This is a genomic window from Rhodohalobacter mucosus, assembly GCF_003150675.1.
In the GTDB taxonomy this organism is placed as follows: Bacteria; Bacteroidota; Rhodothermia; order Balneolales; family Balneolaceae; genus Rhodohalobacter; species Rhodohalobacter mucosus.
In genome coordinates this window covers 142,771-159,691 of record NZ_QGGB01000002.1, presented here as the reverse complement: position 1 = coordinate 159,691, position 16,921 = coordinate 142,771, and the positions used below count along the sequence as shown (strand labels likewise).

The 16,921-nt window shown below is 47.8% G+C and carries 13 protein-coding genes; 12 read left to right on the top strand and 1 reads right to left on the bottom strand.

Features of this window, described 5'->3' with window-relative positions:
* Positions 1 to 4 precede the first annotated feature (4 nt).
* From DDZ15_RS01765 to DDZ15_RS01735, 7 genes are all read left to right on the top strand, one after another.
* Complete coding sequence (locus tag DDZ15_RS01765) at positions 5 to 1,183, top strand: AMP nucleosidase (RefSeq protein WP_109644236.1); 1,179 nt, start codon at positions 5 to 7, stop codon at positions 1,181 to 1,183.
* 247 nt (positions 1,184 to 1,430) lie between these two features.
* On the top strand, positions 1,431 to 2,237 hold the full coding sequence (locus DDZ15_RS01760; protein ID WP_109644234.1) for a DUF2975 domain-containing protein: 807 nt from the start codon (positions 1,431 to 1,433) through the stop codon (positions 2,235 to 2,237).
* A complete protein-coding gene (locus DDZ15_RS01755) occupies positions 2,234 to 2,863 on the top strand; it encodes a DUF2975 domain-containing protein (protein WP_109644232.1) in 630 nt (209 codons plus the stop codon). The genes DDZ15_RS01760 and DDZ15_RS01755 overlap by 4 nt, the downstream gene beginning before the upstream one ends.
* Before the next feature lie 3 nt (positions 2,864 to 2,866).
* The gene (locus DDZ15_RS01750; RefSeq protein ID WP_109644230.1) at positions 2,867 to 3,073 is read left to right on the top strand and encodes a helix-turn-helix domain-containing protein; all 207 of its coding nucleotides are present in this window, start codon (positions 2,867 to 2,869) and stop codon (positions 3,071 to 3,073) included.
* A gap of 309 nt (positions 3,074 to 3,382) precedes the next feature.
* On the top strand, positions 3,383 to 4,099 hold the full coding sequence (radC, locus tag DDZ15_RS01745; RefSeq protein ID WP_109644228.1) for a RadC family protein: 717 nt from the start codon (positions 3,383 to 3,385) through the stop codon (positions 4,097 to 4,099).
* Between the two features lie 84 nt (positions 4,100 to 4,183).
* Positions 4,184 to 4,723: an RNA polymerase sigma factor gene (locus tag DDZ15_RS01740; RefSeq protein ID WP_146198478.1), complete on the top strand. Its 540-nt coding sequence runs from the start codon at positions 4,184 to 4,186 to the stop codon at positions 4,721 to 4,723.
* Positions 4,724 to 4,841: 118 nt separating this feature from the next.
* Positions 4,842 to 5,669, top strand: coding sequence for a tetratricopeptide repeat protein (locus DDZ15_RS01735; RefSeq protein ID WP_109644224.1), 828 nt, complete (start codon positions 4,842 to 4,844; stop codon positions 5,667 to 5,669).
* A 338-nt stretch (positions 5,670 to 6,007) separates the two neighbouring features.
* On the opposite strand, the gene ppk1 is transcribed toward DDZ15_RS01735, so the two are convergent.
* Positions 6,008 to 8,269, bottom strand: a complete 2,262-nt coding sequence (ppk1, locus tag DDZ15_RS01730; RefSeq protein WP_109644222.1) for a polyphosphate kinase 1 — start codon at positions 8,267 to 8,269, stop codon at positions 6,008 to 6,010.
* A gap of 86 nt (positions 8,270 to 8,355) precedes the next feature.
* Here ppk1 and ruvB point away from each other — a divergent pair, with 86 nt between their 5' ends.
* The 5 genes from ruvB (at position 8,356) to uvrA (ending at position 16,778) form a co-directional block, all read left to right on the top strand.
* Positions 8,356 to 9,399 carry a Holliday junction branch migration DNA helicase RuvB gene (ruvB, locus tag DDZ15_RS01725; protein ID WP_109644220.1) on the top strand — a complete coding sequence of 348 codons (1,044 nt, stop codon included), beginning with the start codon at positions 8,356 to 8,358 and terminating at the stop codon, positions 9,397 to 9,399.
* Positions 9,400 to 9,720: 321 nt separating this feature from the next.
* Entirely contained in the window at positions 9,721 to 10,872 is a 1,152-nt protein-coding gene (gene metK / locus DDZ15_RS01720; RefSeq protein ID WP_109644218.1) for a methionine adenosyltransferase, read from the top strand.
* Positions 10,873 to 11,139: 267 nt separating this feature from the next.
* A complete protein-coding gene (locus DDZ15_RS01715) occupies positions 11,140 to 12,447 on the top strand; it encodes an amidohydrolase family protein (RefSeq protein ID WP_109644216.1) in 1,308 nt (435 codons plus the stop codon).
* Positions 12,448 to 12,485: 38 nt separating this feature from the next.
* Complete coding sequence (locus tag DDZ15_RS01710; protein WP_109644773.1) at positions 12,486 to 13,709, top strand: amidohydrolase family protein; 1,224 nt, start codon at positions 12,486 to 12,488, stop codon at positions 13,707 to 13,709.
* 243 nt (positions 13,710 to 13,952) lie between these two features.
* On the top strand, positions 13,953 to 16,778 hold the full coding sequence (gene uvrA / locus DDZ15_RS01705; protein ID WP_109644214.1) for an excinuclease ABC subunit UvrA: 2,826 nt from the start codon (positions 13,953 to 13,955) through the stop codon (positions 16,776 to 16,778).
* Positions 16,779 to 16,921: the final 143 nt, after the last annotated feature.

The window sequence follows — 16,921 nt, the reverse complement described above, 5'->3', positions numbered from 1 at the left end:
TTTTATGGATAAAAGACTGGAAATTACAAAAGAGTCCTTTGACGGAGAAGAAGAAATCGATTCGCTTGTGTCAAAAGCATGCGACTTAATGGAGCAAATCTATGATGAGGGCGATTATCCGAAGCTGATGGTAAAGCGCTCGTGGTCGGAGCATAATCCGATCATTACAGGGGAGATGGCCCAGCCGCATACCTATCGCTGGTATCTTTCCCGGGAGATGAAAAAACTGCTTCAAAAGGGTGCGGAGCTCAAGGTTTTTGCTTCGCGTCCGCGGCTTGATATGAATGATCCATCCCTGTTTGACAATGCCGATGAGGATGAGTGGGACATCACCCAGAAAAAGTTATTTCTATTCAGCCCGGAGCGGATCGATATCTCCCTTAACCGGCTTGAGCACTATACGGCAACCAAACCGGCTGATTTTCAGCGCTACATACTGTTTACGAATTACGACATGCATGTGGAGGTTTTTAATTCGATCTACCCGGATTGCGTAAAACCTGATCGGCCTGCACAGATGCCCGCGTATCATTACAAGCTGCCCGACAACAAAGGGATCACGCTGGTGAATATTGGGGTGGGTCCGTCGAATGCAAAAACCATTTCGGATCACGTGGCTGTTCTGCGTCCGGATGCGCTGATTATGGTTGGCCATTGCGGCGGACTACGCAACCATCAGGAGATCGGAGACTTTGTGCTGGCAACCGGGTTTATGCGCGACGACCGCGTACTGGACGACGTGCTGCCGCTGTCAATCCCCATTACACCCAACCATCTTCTTAACGTTTACCTGAAGGAGATACTCGACAAATTTAAGCAAAATTATCGTCTGGGTACCGTCTATACCACGGCCAATCGCAACTGGGAGTTTATCAAGAAACGCACGGTTGAACAGATTCATATCAGCCGCAGCCTGGCGGTGGATATGGAGTCGGCAACGGTGGCGACTAACGGATACCGGTACAGGGTCCCGTTTGCAACCTTGCTCTGCGTAAGCGACAAACCGCTTCACGGAAAACCCAAACTGAGCGGGGCGGCCCAGGCATTTTACAACAATTCCAAGGAGATGCATCTCAAGATGGTGATCGAGGCCCTTGAAATATCCAAAGCCAACAATCCGGATGGCCTTCCCAATGCCAGCATCCGTGCGATCAATGAACCGTTGATGGGCGGGCCGGAGTAGAGGTTCGGTTTTTTTTGTTCTCGTCCCTTAGGGATTGATTCTTTCGGGGCTGACGATCGCAGATGAAACGCTGAGTTTTGCTGATGAACTCGTCTTAAAGAAAGTGTGCTCTTCTCGAAGTTTTTTTCAGGATTGATTCATATGCTATAGTAGACAATCATTTCAAGGGAGATTCTTTACTCAATAAATATTTATTGTTTATCAATAAAAATATTCCTTTCTTCAAAAAGAAATAAATCCAAACCATATGAAATCAAACATTACGACAACTGCTCTGATATGGATCTGTAATATCGCTTTAGCCGTTTTATTGATCGCGCTGTCAGTATCCGGATATTATATGTTCAACAATCCTCTCCAACCGATAAATAATCCAAGTCTGGATGGTGTAAACAGCTTCCATTCAATGAAGATGTTTAACCTGGCAGGCAGGCACTATTATTACCAAAAAAAATTAAATCCCGAGACCAGTGAGATAGTCGAACTCTACTACTACGTTCCTGAGAAAATCAGTTATAACTATTCACCTGATGATGCCCCGGTTGTCACCGCACAAAAATTAAATCCGAAGCTGAGCGATACAAATTGGTTGGGGCTCAGAACTGTCAGTGTTTATACCGATCCAACGGAAATTCCATTGTTGAATGTAACTCCCGGTATAGAGATCAGCAGGGAAGATTTTATCCGATATGTCAGGATGGACTTCTTTGGTTGGATGGCAATAGCAGGATATTTATTGATTTTAGTTTGGGTTCTTAGAAAGTTCGTGAGCGGTTTAAAAACCGGGGTCTTCTTTACAAGGAAAAATTCATTGAACCTGCGTATAACCGGGTGGATGGTGGTCGCTGCACCCGTTTTTCACTATATCTGGCTGAAGCTTACGGATCCTTCAAATAATTGGGTTTACAGTTTAGAAGAAGCGTCGATGTCAAAAATTCCTCAGGAATTATCATTTGGCATCGAAATATTCATCGCCGGTTTGATACTCCTTGTAATTGCCAGGGCATTTGATGAAGGGGTTCGGCTGAAAAAAGAACAGGAGCTTACGGTATGAGAATTTTTGGAAATTGGTCCGTCATCTCATTTTTACGCTTTGTGGCACAGCTTATCTGGGCCATGTTAGTGGTAATCATTGCAGGACAGGTATTAATGTTTGGAATTTTCCTCTTTTCCGGTGGTGAAATTTCGCCATGGCTGGTATCAGTTTATGTTGAATCAGCTTTTTTAAATGACTATTTGAGGGAAATTTTATCTGATGAATCTGCATTCCTGTTTGCATCCAGAGGCGTGGAGTTGAGTTTTTATCCTCTTCATGCTGACTTATTCTTCGGTTCGATTATATGGGTGATTCATATAGGTATATTCGGACTGGCTTTATATGGTTTTTCTGTACTGAAGCGGGTTTTAAATGCCATGCACAGAACAGAAACATTTACAGTTCAAAATGGGTCTGATATGCGCATTGTCGGTGTCTTGTTGGTGATCGCGGCACCTCTTACATTTTTATTCGAATGGGCGGTTAAACTTTTGTATGATTCCCATGTGGATAGCGATGTTATTATTACAACATTACCGCACTTCGATTTTACACTGCTTTTTGCTGGGCTGGTATGTTTCGTAATTGCCGAAATACTGAATCAGGCATCCATCATGCATGAAGAACAAAAACTGACGGTGTAAAAAATGGCCATCATCGTAAACCTGGATGTGATGCTTGCCAAACGAAAAATGTCGCTCACTGAGCTGTCGGAAAAAGTAGATATCACCATGTCGAATCTCTCCATACTGAAAACGGGAAAAGCAAAGGCCATTCGATTTTCAACGCTTGATGCGATCTGTGTAGCGCTTGATTGTCAGCCGGGTGATATTCTGGAATTTCGCGAGGAGTAAGTGTTTGTGAATTTGATGCGGGTTTTTGGCTTTTAAAGAGTTCCGTCGCCCGGCGATCCGTATGGGACAAATGAATCGCTGAGTTGCGCTGAGCCTCACTACGTGTACAAAAAATGAGCGCTGGTGTTCCTCCGCACAAATCTGCGTAAAACTCTGCGCGACTCTGCGAGAAAAATAAAAAGGGAAAATTCCAAAAAATGTCCATTTTGATAGTTCAAGGGCACTTCGTCTGTTTTCGGCTAAAAAAAGTTTAGAAATTTCTGTAAGGAATCCCCTTCTTTCGGTTCTTATATAGTAAAGGGTATAGACATGTTAAAAGAAGAGTTTAGCCCTTCAGGTTTTTTGGGGAGATCGGTAAAGGAGATGAGGCCTGAGGAGCAACCCAGAGAGAGGTTGAAAAAATATGGGGCTGAGTCACTTTCTGATGCAGAACTGCTGGCAATACTGTTACGGACAGGCACTAAGGGGATGAATGTACTCAATGTTTCACGTGCACTTCTTTCACGTTTTGACGGCCTGAGAAATCTTTCGAGGCAGAACTGGCAGTCGCTTAAAGTGGTACCGGGTATCGCAGGAGTAAAGGCCATAACGCTGGAGGCCGTATTTGAGCTGTCGAGAAGGGTGCAAATTTCGTCATTGGGTGAGAAGATTTCAATTCATACTCCGGAGGACGCAGCAGCTCTTTTTTCGCCAAAATTGCGGGACCTGCATCATGAAGAATTTTACATAGCGTTTCTGAACAACTCACGGGTACTGACGGGGTATAAGAGAATAAGTTCAGGGGGGAGTACATCAACGATTGTGGATGTGGCCGAGATTGTAAGACAGTCGGTCATGAACAGGGCCAATTCTGTAATAATGGCGCACAATCACCCGTCAGGTTATGCAAAGGAATCGGCTGCCGATATCCATCTCACAAAACGGGTATCGGAGGCGCTGAAACTGATGGGCATCGGTCTCGATGATCATATCATTATCGCCGGAGATCAGTTTATCAGTATGAGAAACAAGAATCTGATAGGATGAGAGAACAAAATCGTGAAATCGTTGGCTGAAAATCATACAAATCTTATATTTCCGGGCCGCAGCTACAAACCGGATAAAAAGGACATGGATTATTCCGAACTGGTACGTGCCGTTCAGGAAGGGGATGAGGCGACTGCAAACCGCATGTGTTCGGAAGCACTCCCGATCCTAAAAAAATACCTGATTGCAAACCTGAACGCCTCTCCAGAGGACGCAGAGGATGCTGTGCAAAAAATGTTCGAATATGTAATCCAGAAAATCAGAAGAGGGGAAATTAAAAATCCGGGCGGCATACTGTCGTACATGCTCACAGGCAGTCGCCACGCCTATCTTAAAGCAATGAGGGATACGGAGCTGGAAGAGTTTGACGAACTGATAAGCGAACCGGTTTCCGGTCCGGATCAGATTCAAAATCTCATTAATCAGGAACAGATTGATATTTTGAAGCGGTGCATGGAGCAGCTGGACGGTCCTTATCGCTCGATGTGTGAATTTATTTTAAGGAATCCATCAGCCGATTCTGAGGATCTTGCTGAACATTTTGATATTACCATAAATAATGCATGGATACGTAAACACAGGGTTATTAAACGTTTAAGTGAATGTGCAAAAAATTATTTGTAAAAAATTTCACTTTTTCTGTAAGGAATTGAGAAAAAGCGGATCATACAAGTAATAGGTCAGTGATTACTAGGAGTGCTATTGCATAGTGTAGTTTATTACCTCATATAGAGTAAGAGACATGAAAAAGGAAGACAAAGAGATCTTGGTCAGAATAGACCGATATATCCGTGGAGAGCTGCGTGAAGAGGAGAAGGAGCGTCTATGGAAAGACTTTCTCAGGAAGCCTGAGTACTATCATTGGTTCGAAACGGAGCTGCACCTCCGGCGTATGAAAGAGAGTGATGGAGGTTCAGGATCTGGCAGCACGAATGGGAAAGAGCATCTTAATGGAATGCCGGGTGGCCGTGTATTGAACGGGAACGGGTCGCCCGTGATGAGCATGATGTCACAAATGAGACCCTACACCTGGGTAGTTGCCGCAGCTGCTGTACTGACAATCATTTTCGGATTACGTTTTTTTTTGCTTCAGGATAGCTCTGACGTACATGATTTGGCAATCAACCGGATTGACGCCACAGAACTTTCGGGTGCCGGTATAACCAGGTCCGATGACCAGGTAGGCGATAGTGATCAGGTTGCCCTCAGCAGAGGGATTGCCTTTGCCTATAACGGAGATGAAGCAGATGCCGCAGAGCAATTTATTTTAGTATTGCAGACATCGAATAATCAGGAGATGGTTTCAAAAGCAGTACTGAATCTGGGAATAGTGCGGTATAACCAGCAGAATTTTGAAGAGGCATCTATGCATTTCAGCCGTTCGCTTCAAAGCGGAGCGCTTACTGCATTTCAGGAAGAGAAAACGCGCTGGTTTCTGGCGAACTCCTATCTGAATCTTGGTCAGAACCAAAATACCCTGACAGAACTGGATGCCATTCTGGATATAAAGGGGCGCTATGAAACGGCAGCTTTCCAGCTGAAACAAAATTTAACGGGTTCAGGCGAGTAAAAGCATCTCTCGGCAGGGTACGTATTTGATTTGAGGCCGTGGTAAGGAAATGGACCCAAAAAGGTGCCCGTTTAAAGGGAAAGGGTACGTCCAGAGGGCCGGAACGGACGAAGGGAATGATCCGTACCTGAATGGATCCCTATGAATCTGAGCGTTGATTTAACCTCAAATAATTAAATTTTGCCGTTAATTTCACTACGGTACTCGCGCCTCAGTCTTATGGCGGTACTCTCCTCGGGAGGAGACTGCCATCGCCCATATACCGCGTAATGATTCCTACGGGAAAGGGTACACTCTTCAACAAACTCTTATGCAGTAACATCATTTAAAAAGTACTGTCAGGAGTTGACCGGGGGTACCGGCCCTGACATCGGTACCGGCTCATCATTTTGGCGGGCGTGTTTCATGAGGGCAGCATGGGTGGAAATTTCGGGCTCTCCTTTCTTTTTCTTTACGCGTTCATAGTTGCCTGAACTTTTCAGAATCCACCTTTGCTGATTATCGCGCAGTATCAGGTTCAGAACAAACTGGAGGTAGGCCTTGAGTGCCGGACTTTCAATGGGTGACAGTGCTTCCACCCTCGCATCCAGATTGCGGTGCATCCAGTCGGCCGAACCGATAAGATAGATATCGTTGCCGTTATTGTGGAAGTAGTAACACCGCGAATGCTCCAGAAACCGCCCGATAACCGCATGAACGCGGATTCGTTCGCTCAGTTTCTTTTTGCCGGGAATCAGCCTGCATACACTTCGTACAATCAGGTCAATTTCAACGCCGGCTGCAGAGGCTTCATAAAGTTTCTGGATGATTAAAGGATCTTCCAGGTTATTCATCTTGGCGATGATCCGTGCATCCTTTCCTTTTTTGGCTGCTTTGATCTCATCGTCAATCAACCGGGTGAGGCGGGATCGCATGTATCGGGGAGCTACCAGCATTTTGCTGTACTCCTGCATGGGGGCGTACCCGGTAAGAAGATTGAAAATATCGGTGATATCGGAGGCGATGTCTTCCCGGCAGGTGAAGTACCCGAGATCTTCATAAAGCTGTGCCGTATCGGGGTGGTAATTGCCCGTGCCTATATGGACATAACGGCGGAGTCCGTCATCCTCCTCACGCACTACAATCGTCAGTTTGGTGTGTATTTTGAGGCCCGCAATTCCGTAGGAAACATGAACACCTGCTTTTTCAAGACGCTGTGCCCAGGAGATATTTCTCTCCTCATCAAAACGGGCTTTCAGTTCTACAAGTACAGCTACCTGTTTTCCGGCTTCCGCTGCTTTGATGAGCGCGTGCATTCCGGGTGAGTTGCTCGACGTACGGTACAGGGTTTGTTTAATAGCAAGAACGTTAGGATCGGAGGCAGCTTCCTCAACGAATCGCTGGGTTGAGGACTCAAAACTGTGATAGGGATGGTGAACAATAAAATCTCCCTTTCTGATCACATCAAAAACACCGGGGAGTTCCTGATCGATCTCATGACGAAAGGCTGGGTGCAGTGTGGGGGTCCAGGAGGTGTACTTTAAATTTGGAAAATCTGCTATGTCATAGAGCTGTGTGGCATCAGCGAGCCCCAAAGGACCTTTCATTTCATATACGTCATGCTTTGAAACGTTCAGCTCTTTATAGAGAAATTGTTTTACATCGTCGGGTGTATTCTTATCAATTTCGACCCGCACGATTTCAGCAAACCGGCGCTCACGAAGTTCCTCCTCAATCATTTCGAGCAGATCGTCAGCCTCCTCCTCATTGCGTTCCAGGTCGGCGTTCCGGGTAACACGGAATATGTGAGCCGACTCAACCTCCATTCCGTGAAAGAAACGCCCGATCTTCTGAATGATCAGATCACTGATCGAAAGAAGGGATAGTTTGTCACTTTTACGTTCAATCTCAATCCATCTTGGACGGTTAGATGGTATTTTAATACGCGCAAAAAGCTTTTCACCCGTTGAAGGATTTTTTAGCCTGATAGCCAGAGACCGGCTTTTGTTGGATATAAATGGAAATGGATGGGCTTCGTCCACGGCAAGGGGCGTAATAATCGGATAGAGCTGTTTATCGAAATAGTCATCAGCTTTCTCTTTCAGGGATTTATTCAGGTCCTTGTATTTACGAATTACGATCCCCTCATTGGCAAGGGCGGGTATCAGATCATCAAAATAGCAGTTTCTGTAGGATGCGATCATCTTTTTTACATCCTTGCGAATTTCGCTGAGCTGTTCGCGGGGGGTGAGCCCGTCGATGGAGAGTTCCGTTACCCCGGCGTGAAACTGGCGCTTGAGTCCACCCACACGCTTTTGAAAAAATTCGTCCAGATTGGAGCAGACGATACCTATAAACTTTACCCGCTCAAGCAGCGGACTGTTCTTGTTTTCAGCCTCTGCAAGCACACGCCAGTTAAACTTAAGCCAGCTGAGCTCATAGTTCAGAAAGGTGTCACTGCCAAAAATGGTCAGTTCGCTGGGGGAGGGGTCAATATCCAGTCCTTTTTTACTCAATATTTCATTCTTCTTAAGATTCGCGGAATGCTTACCCTTTGATTGATCCACTTTGGTAACAGGATCGAATGGGAGGTTATCGGGTGAAAATGACGGGTCAGCCATATCGTTCGGCCCTCGATACGAATTCAGATTGAAGTATACCTATTATAGTATTAACATAGTTTAAACAAATCAGAAATCAGACAGTTTTGCAAAACCCATTATTGAATCCCGAGGAGAAAGAGATTGTGCTGGAAGACAGCCTCAGGCCGGAGTCTCTCTCAGAATTTATCGGTCAGCAGAAAGTGATAAAGAATCTGAGCGTTTTTATCCGGGCGGCAAAAAAACGGGGAGAGGCGCTCGATCACGTTATTTTATCGGGCCCGCCGGGTCTGGGTAAAACCACGCTTGCCCACATTATTGCCCGTGAAATGGAGGTTCAAATCAAACCAACCACCGGTCCTGTTCTTGAGAAACCCGGCGATCTGGCCGGTCTGTTGACCAATCTGGAAGACGGGGATGTTCTTTTTATTGACGAAATACACAGGCTCAATCCCATAGTGGAGGAGTATCTGTACTCTGCCATGGAAGATTATAAACTGGATATTGTGATTGATTCCGGTCCCAATGCAAGAAGTGTTCAGATTGACCTGAACCATTTCACCCTCGTCGGAGCTACTACGCGCAAAGGACTTCTGACGGCGCCGCTGCGTGCGCGATTCGGTATCGATATGCGTCTTGATTATTACGATACGGAACTGCTTCAGCGAATTGCCCTTCGAACGGCTCATATCCTGCAATTTGGAATCACGGAAAAAGGAGCACACGAAATTGCAAGGCGCAGCCGTGGCACACCCAGGATTGTAAATAAACTTCTGCGCAGAACAAGGGATTTTGCACAGGTTGACGGACTGGATGCCATCAATGATACCATCGCCGATAAAGCCCTCAACGCGCTTGACGTGGATAAGAACGGACTGGACGACATGGATGTACGCATCCTGAAAGCGATTATAGAAAATTATGGCGGTGGGCCCGTGGGGCTGGGCACTTTGGGAGTTGCGGTTGGAGAAGACAAGGGCACCATTGAAGAGGTATATGAGCCCTTTCTGATACAGGAAGGGTTTATGCAGCGAACACCCAAGGGCAGAGTGGCAACCGCAAGGGCATATCAATATCTGGGCGTGAAGCTCCCCGGCGGGAAGGGCGGTGAAGGCGATCTTTTTAGCAGTGAAAGCGGTGAGCCTTCCTGATGTATCGTTTCAGGATTTTTTGTACATTCAAGCCGTTTAAAAGAACCTGTCTTACTTGCTTATTTAGAGTGAGTTCGAGATATGGAAATGATCTGAATAAGTCCCCCTTTTCCCATAGGGATCACTACGTGGGAAGGGGGAAGAGTCCGCCAGCCGGCGGACGAGGGGGATGACTTGCTGAGCGTTGATTTTACTCAAAAAAACTTAGATTTGATTATAATTGAATCTCGATTCATACCCCATTGCCCTCCGTCAGCCGACGGAGTGACACTCTTAGATCAAACTCACTTTAAATATTAAACACTGACCGAAAGATTTTTGATGAAACATTTATTTACCTCTGAGTCGGTATCCGAAGGGCACCCCGACAAAGTTTCCGACCAGATATCCGATGCTATTCTTGATGAGATGCTCAAAGGCGATCCGCACTCCAGGGTCGCTGTGGAAACACTGGTTACAACCGGACTGGCCGTGGTTTCGGGTGAAGTATCCACGGAAGCCTATGTGGATGTTCAGGAGCTTGTACGAAAGGTAATCCGCGACATCGGCTACACAAAAGCAAGCTACCGGTTTGATGCCGATTCGTGCGGTGTGCTCTCAACCATTCACCAGCAGAGTCCCGATATTGCTCAGGGAGTGGATGAATCGGATGAGAAGGCTCAGGGCGCCGGAGATCAGGGAATGATGTTCGGCTATGCTTCAACTGAAACAGACGCATACATGCCCATGACGCTTCAGTATTCGCATGATCTGCTTCGAAAACTGGCTCACATACGCAAAAAAACCACCCTGATGCCGTATCTGGGTCCCGACAGCAAGAGCCAGGTTACGGTTGAGTATGATGAGAATAATAAACCGAAGCGGATCGACACCATTGTTATTTCAACACAGCACGACGAAGGAGTGGAGCAATCGCTGATCAGGCAGGATATCAAAAAGCATTTGATAGCTGAAGTGATCCCCGCTGAACTGATGGACTCGCATACCATTCTGCACGTGAATCCTACCGGGAAGTTTGTGATCGGCGGACCGCACAGCGACACCGGACTCACCGGACGCAAAATCATCGTGGATACCTATGGCGGACGCGGTGCGCACGGCGGAGGTGCGTTTTCAGGAAAGGATGCGACTAAAGTAGACCGGAGCGCCGCATATGCTACACGCCATATTGCAAAAAATGTAGTGGCTGCCGGACTTGCCGAGGAGTGCCTGGTACAGGTTGCCTATGCCATCGGTGTGGCAGAACCTGTTTCAGTCAACGTCAATACCTATCGCACCGGAAAAGTACCGGATATGAATCTGGCTGAAGCGATCATGAAAACCTTCGACCTGACACCTGCAGGAATCATCAAAAGGCTCGACCTGAGATCTCCCGGATTTTTGAAAACAGCCGCATACGGCCACTTCGGAAGGGATGAGTTTACCTGGGAGAAACTGGACTATGTGGACAAGATCGCGGATGCGGTGAAGTGATTAGTCTTGAGTAGTGAGAAGGCAAAAGGCAGAAGGCAGAATTAAGACGTCAGACGTCAAACGTGAGACGGTGTCAATCCCTGATGATCTCTGATTGGAGGTATGCGATTTCTGATTTCAGAAGTATTTTCTTCTTGTAGCCTGTAGCCTGTAGCCTGTAGCCTGTAGCCTGAAACATTTCTTTTTACAAACATGCACGGTTTAAGTATGTTAATTCCATTCTTCAAAAACCACGTTAACTGAAATACTCATTCACTTCTCTATTCTATGATGATAAAACGATTACTATTACTGGGGTTGCTTCTGATTACGGCTGTGCAGCTGGTTCAGGCGCAGCAGACACCCCATGTGTTTGAAGGCGCGGAGATTATACCCATTGAGGGAGATCCCATTGCCAATGGAGTACTGGTTGTACAAGATGGAAAAATAACGGCGGTCGGTGCCGCGGGCTCGGTTTCAGTTCCACGGAACGCGGTTCGCCACGATATGAGCGGCATGGTGATTATGCCCGGTCTGGTGGATACCCACTCCCATATTGGTGAAGGTGACGGCGGGGACGGCTCCTCATCCATGCACCCGGATGTCCGGATCATGGATACCATCGATCCGCGCAGCAAAACCTTTATCAAGGCGATGGCGGGAGGGATAACCACGGTGAATATCATGCCCGGGTCCGGACTGCTGATGAGCGGGCAAACCGTTTATGTGAAAACCAAACCATCCAATACCATCGAGGAGATGCTTGTTGTTGTGGATGAAGAAACAGGTATTTATGGTGGGCTGAAAATGGCGAACGGCACCAACCCGCTGCGTTCAAGCGGTTCGCCGGGAACGCGTGCAAAATCAGCGGCACTGGTCCGCGGACTTTTTGTAAAAGCACAGGATTATCAGAACAAAATCCGTGAAGCGGATGGCGATCCGGAAAAAATGCCGGCTCGTGACCTGCAGATGGAAACCCTGGTGGAAGTGCTTGAAGGCAAGAGAATTGTGCACCACCACACCCACCGCCATGATGATATTCTTACCGCTATCCGTCTCTCGGAGGAGTTCGGCTACCGGGTGGTACTGCAGCACGTTAGCGAAGCATGGAGAGTGGCCGATGAAATCGCCGGTTCCAGCGTAGTCGGTTCATCCATTATACAGATTGACTCACCGGGCGGTAAACTTGAAGCCATTAATCTATTGAATATCAATGGCAAAGCCCTTGAAGACGCAGGCGCACCGGTAGCCTACCATACCGATGATCCCATTGTGGATAGCAGGTTTTTTCTGCGCTCAGCTGCATTGGGTGTAAATGAAGGAATGAGTCGTCAGAAAGCCCTTGAAGCAGTTACGATTGCAGGTGCCCGGCTGCTTGACCTTGACCATCGGGTCGGATCACTCGAACCGGGTAAAGATGCCGATTTCATCATTCTTAACGGTGACCCGTTCAGCGTTTATACCCATATCGAACAAACATGGATTGAGGGTGAGAAGGCATGGGACCGCAGCAATCCGGATGATAAGGTATATGCAACGGGCGGTTATGATATCTTCCGGCATAATGCCACCCACGTTCACGATATACACGAATGAGGAGGGCGCAAATGAACATTTTTAAAAGAATTCGAACCATGATAAAAAGTCTGAATAAAACAGCAGCTGTCGTCACGCTGCTGGCAGCGGCTGTTCTATTCGCTGTACCCGAAGCCGACGCTCAGATTGCGGTTAAAGGCGAAACGGTCTATACAATGGACGGGGCTCCCATCTCCAATGGTGTTGTTCTGATACGGGACGGAAAAATTGAGAGGGTCGGATCTGCCAGCCGCGTTCGCATTCCGGATGACTATGAAGTATATGAAGCTGAAGTGGTTACGCCGGGCCTTATCGATGCAAGATCGGTTGTGGGGCTTGCAGGCTACTACAATCAGGATCACGACCAGGATCAGCTTGAAACTTCAAATGCCGTGCAGCCCGAACTGCGTGCAGTTGATGCCTATAATGCGCGGGAACACCTGGTTGGATATTTGAGGGAACAGGGAATCACTACGCTTCACACTGGTCATGGCCCCGGTGCGGTTATCAGTGGTCAGACCATGATCGTTAAAACAAAAGGTGAAACCGTGGATGAAGCCCTGCTCGATGAAAGCACCATGCTTTCCATGACGCTTGGTTCCGGTATCAGCGGCCGGTTCAGTTCACCCGGTACCCGTTCAAAAACCGTTTCAGTGCTGCGTCAGGAGCTGATCAAAGCACGAGACTATGCTGAGAAACGGGCAGAAGGTGAGACGAACGGCACGGATCTCAAGATGGAGGTGTTAGCCGACCTGATTGACGGTGATATGACCGCCATGGTGATGGCACACAGGGCTCACGATATCATGACCGCTCTCCGGATTCAGCGTGAATTTGGCTTTCCTATGGTGCTTGAGGGTGCCTCGGAAGCGTACCTGGTGATGGATGAAATACGGGAGGCCGGTGTCCCCGTCATCATACACCCAAAGATGATACGTCCGGGTGGAGAAGCCAAACACTCAAGCATGGAAACAGCCGGCAAGCTCCATGAAGCGGGTATTCACGTTGTTTTCCAAAGCGGTTATGAGGGATATGTGCCCAAAACGAGGGTCGCCCGCTACGAAGCAGCCATTGCAGCCGCAAACGGCATGGGCATGGAAAATGCACTCCAGGCACTCACGCTGGGCGCTGCAGAACTGCTTGGAGTCGATGACCGGGTGGGGTCGCTTGAGCGGGGCAAGGATGCGGATGTGGTGCTGTTCGATGGAGACCCGTTTGAGTACCTGACTCATGTAAAGGCGGTAATTATCGATGGTGAGGTGGTTCATTCTGCCGAAGAGTGACGCCTTGCATGTGACAATGTATTTGAGGAAATAAAGATCTGCCCCGTCAATTCGATGAGGATTGACGGTCCAAATTAAAGAGCGCCGGACTGCGAAAGCGGGCCGGCGTTTTTTATTGGTAAATAAGCGGAAAATTAGAACGCATCCTCACGGCCATTCTGTTGTTGTAAATAATCAGACGCACGGTGCCCGTTATTCACAGGTATTTTTTGTATTTTAAAAGTTTTCAGAGATTCTCAATTTATGCCAGACAGCAATATTAAAAGTCCGGAATCCAGCGCTTCAAACGGCGCAGCACAGATTGCTGCTGAACGCCCGATTATCGTAAAAGGTGCGTGCGTTCACAATCTTAAAAATATTGACGTAACCATCCCGCGTAACAGGCTTACGGTTGTAACCGGTGTGTCCGGTTCAGGAAAGTCGAGCCTTGCATTCGATACCATCTATGCCGAAGGCCAGAGGCGTTATGTGGAAAGTCTGTCGAGTTATGCCCGTCAGTTTCTGGAACGGATGGATAAGCCCGATGTGGATTTCATGCAGGGTATTTCACCCGCCATGGCCATTCAGCAGAAAACAACGAGCAGTAATCCGCGATCCACGGTGGGCACATCCACGGAAATCTACGACTACGTTCGTTTGCTGTTCGCCCGTATCGGGAAAACCATATCCCCGGTATCCGGCAAGCAGGTTCAGAAAGACACGGCCGAAACAGTGATTCATGAGCTTTTTGAAGAACAGGAGGAGAAGACGCGTTTTTATGTTCTCTTTCCAATCGACCTGCGGGAAGGGAGAAAACTGGGTGAAGAGCTTGCTGTTTTGAAAGAGAAGGGGCTGGTGAGGCTGCTCAATATTGAAACCGAGGATATTATTGACCTGAGTACGGACGAGCTGAACCTGAAAAAGATCAATCCGGATACCCACAGGGTGCTGGTTGACCGCCTGGCCGTTAAAAAGGATGATGAAACGCGCAGCCGGATTGCCGATTCGGTGGAAACGGCCTTCCGGGAGGGGCACGGACGCTGCACCATTAAACTTCGAGGCGGCGAGGAACTTCGGTACAGTGAGCGGTTTGAACGCGACGGGATGGAGTTTCTGGAACCCACCCCCCAGATGTTCTCATTCAATAACCCGTTTGGTGCATGTGATACGTGCGAGGGCTTTGGCCGTGTATCAGGCATAGACGAAGACCTGGTGATTCCGGATCACGATAAAACAATCCGCGGCGGAGCTGTAGCGCCATTTGATTCACCAAAATTCAATAAGTACCTGCGCGATTTTATCCGCGTGGCCGCCAGGGAACAGCTCCCGATTGACGTACCCTATAAAGATCTGGATAAGGAAACCAGGCGAATATTATGGAATGGCAAGGATGGTTATGCAGGCATTCACGGCTTTTTTGAGGATGTAAAAAGTCAGTTTTACAAAGTGCATATGAGAGTGCTTTATTCGCGATACCGCGGTTACAGCCGGTGTCCCGATTGTGAGGGATACAGAGTCCGGAAAGATGCGCTCTATGTAAAGGTGGGTGACCTGCATATCGGCGAGGTATCGGAAATGACCATTGGTCACGCCAGAGATTTCTTTGATGACCTGAAGCTTTCTGACTTTGAGCAGGAAGTAGCCGGACAGATTTTGTACGAGATCAGAAAACGCCTGAAATACCTGGTTGAGGTGGGGCTCGATTATCTTACACTCGACCGCCTTACCAATACGCTCAGCGGCGGGGAGTCTCAGCGCATCAGCCTTGCCAACTCCCTGGGAAGTTCTCTCATAGGAAGTCTTTATGTTCTGGACGAACCCACCATTGGTCTTCATCCGCGCGATAACGACCGGCTTATCAACATACTGAAGTCACTTCGCGACATTGGCAATACGGTTCTTGTAGTGGAGCACGATCCGGAGATGATCAAAGCCGCCGACAATGTGATTGATATTGGCCCCTTCGCCGGCAGGTATGGAGGCGAGGTGGTTTTCAGCGGATCTTATGATGGCCTGCTCAATTCAAAATCACTGACCGGAAAATATCTCAGCGGCCGCAAGGAAATTGAAGTACCCAAAAAACGGAGAAAGGGCAGCGGAAAATCGATAACGGTTACCGGCGCCTCCGAACACAACCTGAAAAGCATCGATGTGGAATTTCCTTTGGGAGCCATGGTATGCGTAACCGGTGTTTCGGGATCGGGTAAGTCGACACTGGTGCACGATACACTCTATGCAACCATTCAGAAAGAGCTGGGAACCTGGAAAGAGAAAGTGGGAAGGAACCGGGGCGTTAAGGGCTTAAAGTATGTTGAGTCGGTGGAAATGGTGGACCAAAGCCCGATCGGCCGATCCACCCGTTCAAACCCGGCAACCTACACAAAGGCGTTTGACGGCATCAGGGACCTTTTTGCGGGTACGCGTCAATCTAAAATTATGGGTTACTCACCGGGACACTTTTCTTTTAATGTTCCGGGCGGCAGATGTGAAGCGTGCCAGGGCGAGGGGATACAGAAGATTGAGATGCAGTTTATGGCCGATATTGAGCTGGTTTGCGAGGAGTGCGGCGGTACACGATTCCGCAAGGAGATTCTGCAGATTAAATATCGGGGGAAAAATATTCACGATGTGCTGGAGATGAGCGTGAGTGACGCAATAGATTTTTTCACGGACGAACCGTCCATCATAAATAAACTGCAGCCGCTTGAGGATGTGGGACTGGGTTATCTCAGGCTGGGTCAAAGCGCAACCACGTTATCAGGCGGAGAAGCGCAGCGGGTGAAACTGGCCAAATTTCTGTCAAAAACAAATACCGATCATACGCTCTACTTTTTTGACGAACCTACCACAGGTCTCCATTTTGAGGATATATCAAAACTGCTTGGCTCCTTCAACGAACTGGTGAATCAGGGGCACTCCGTCATCATTATCGAGCACAATCTGGATATCATCAAGTCGGCCGACTGGATTATTGATATCGGTCCGGAAGGCGGTTTCGGCGGCGGGCAGGTCGTCGCAACCGGAACACCGGAAGAGATTGCCGGTGTGGCCGAAAGTCATACCGGACGTTTCTTAAAGGATGTGCTTTAAAGCCGGGCTTTTTACGTTTCAGAATTTAACAGCTTATCTGTGGTTTCACCTTTTCTTTTTCGATTAAAATCAATTCATTGTACCGTGTAACACGGAGGCTGTGAAGGGCTCTTTATACTACTCCAATAAATTTAATGTATGAT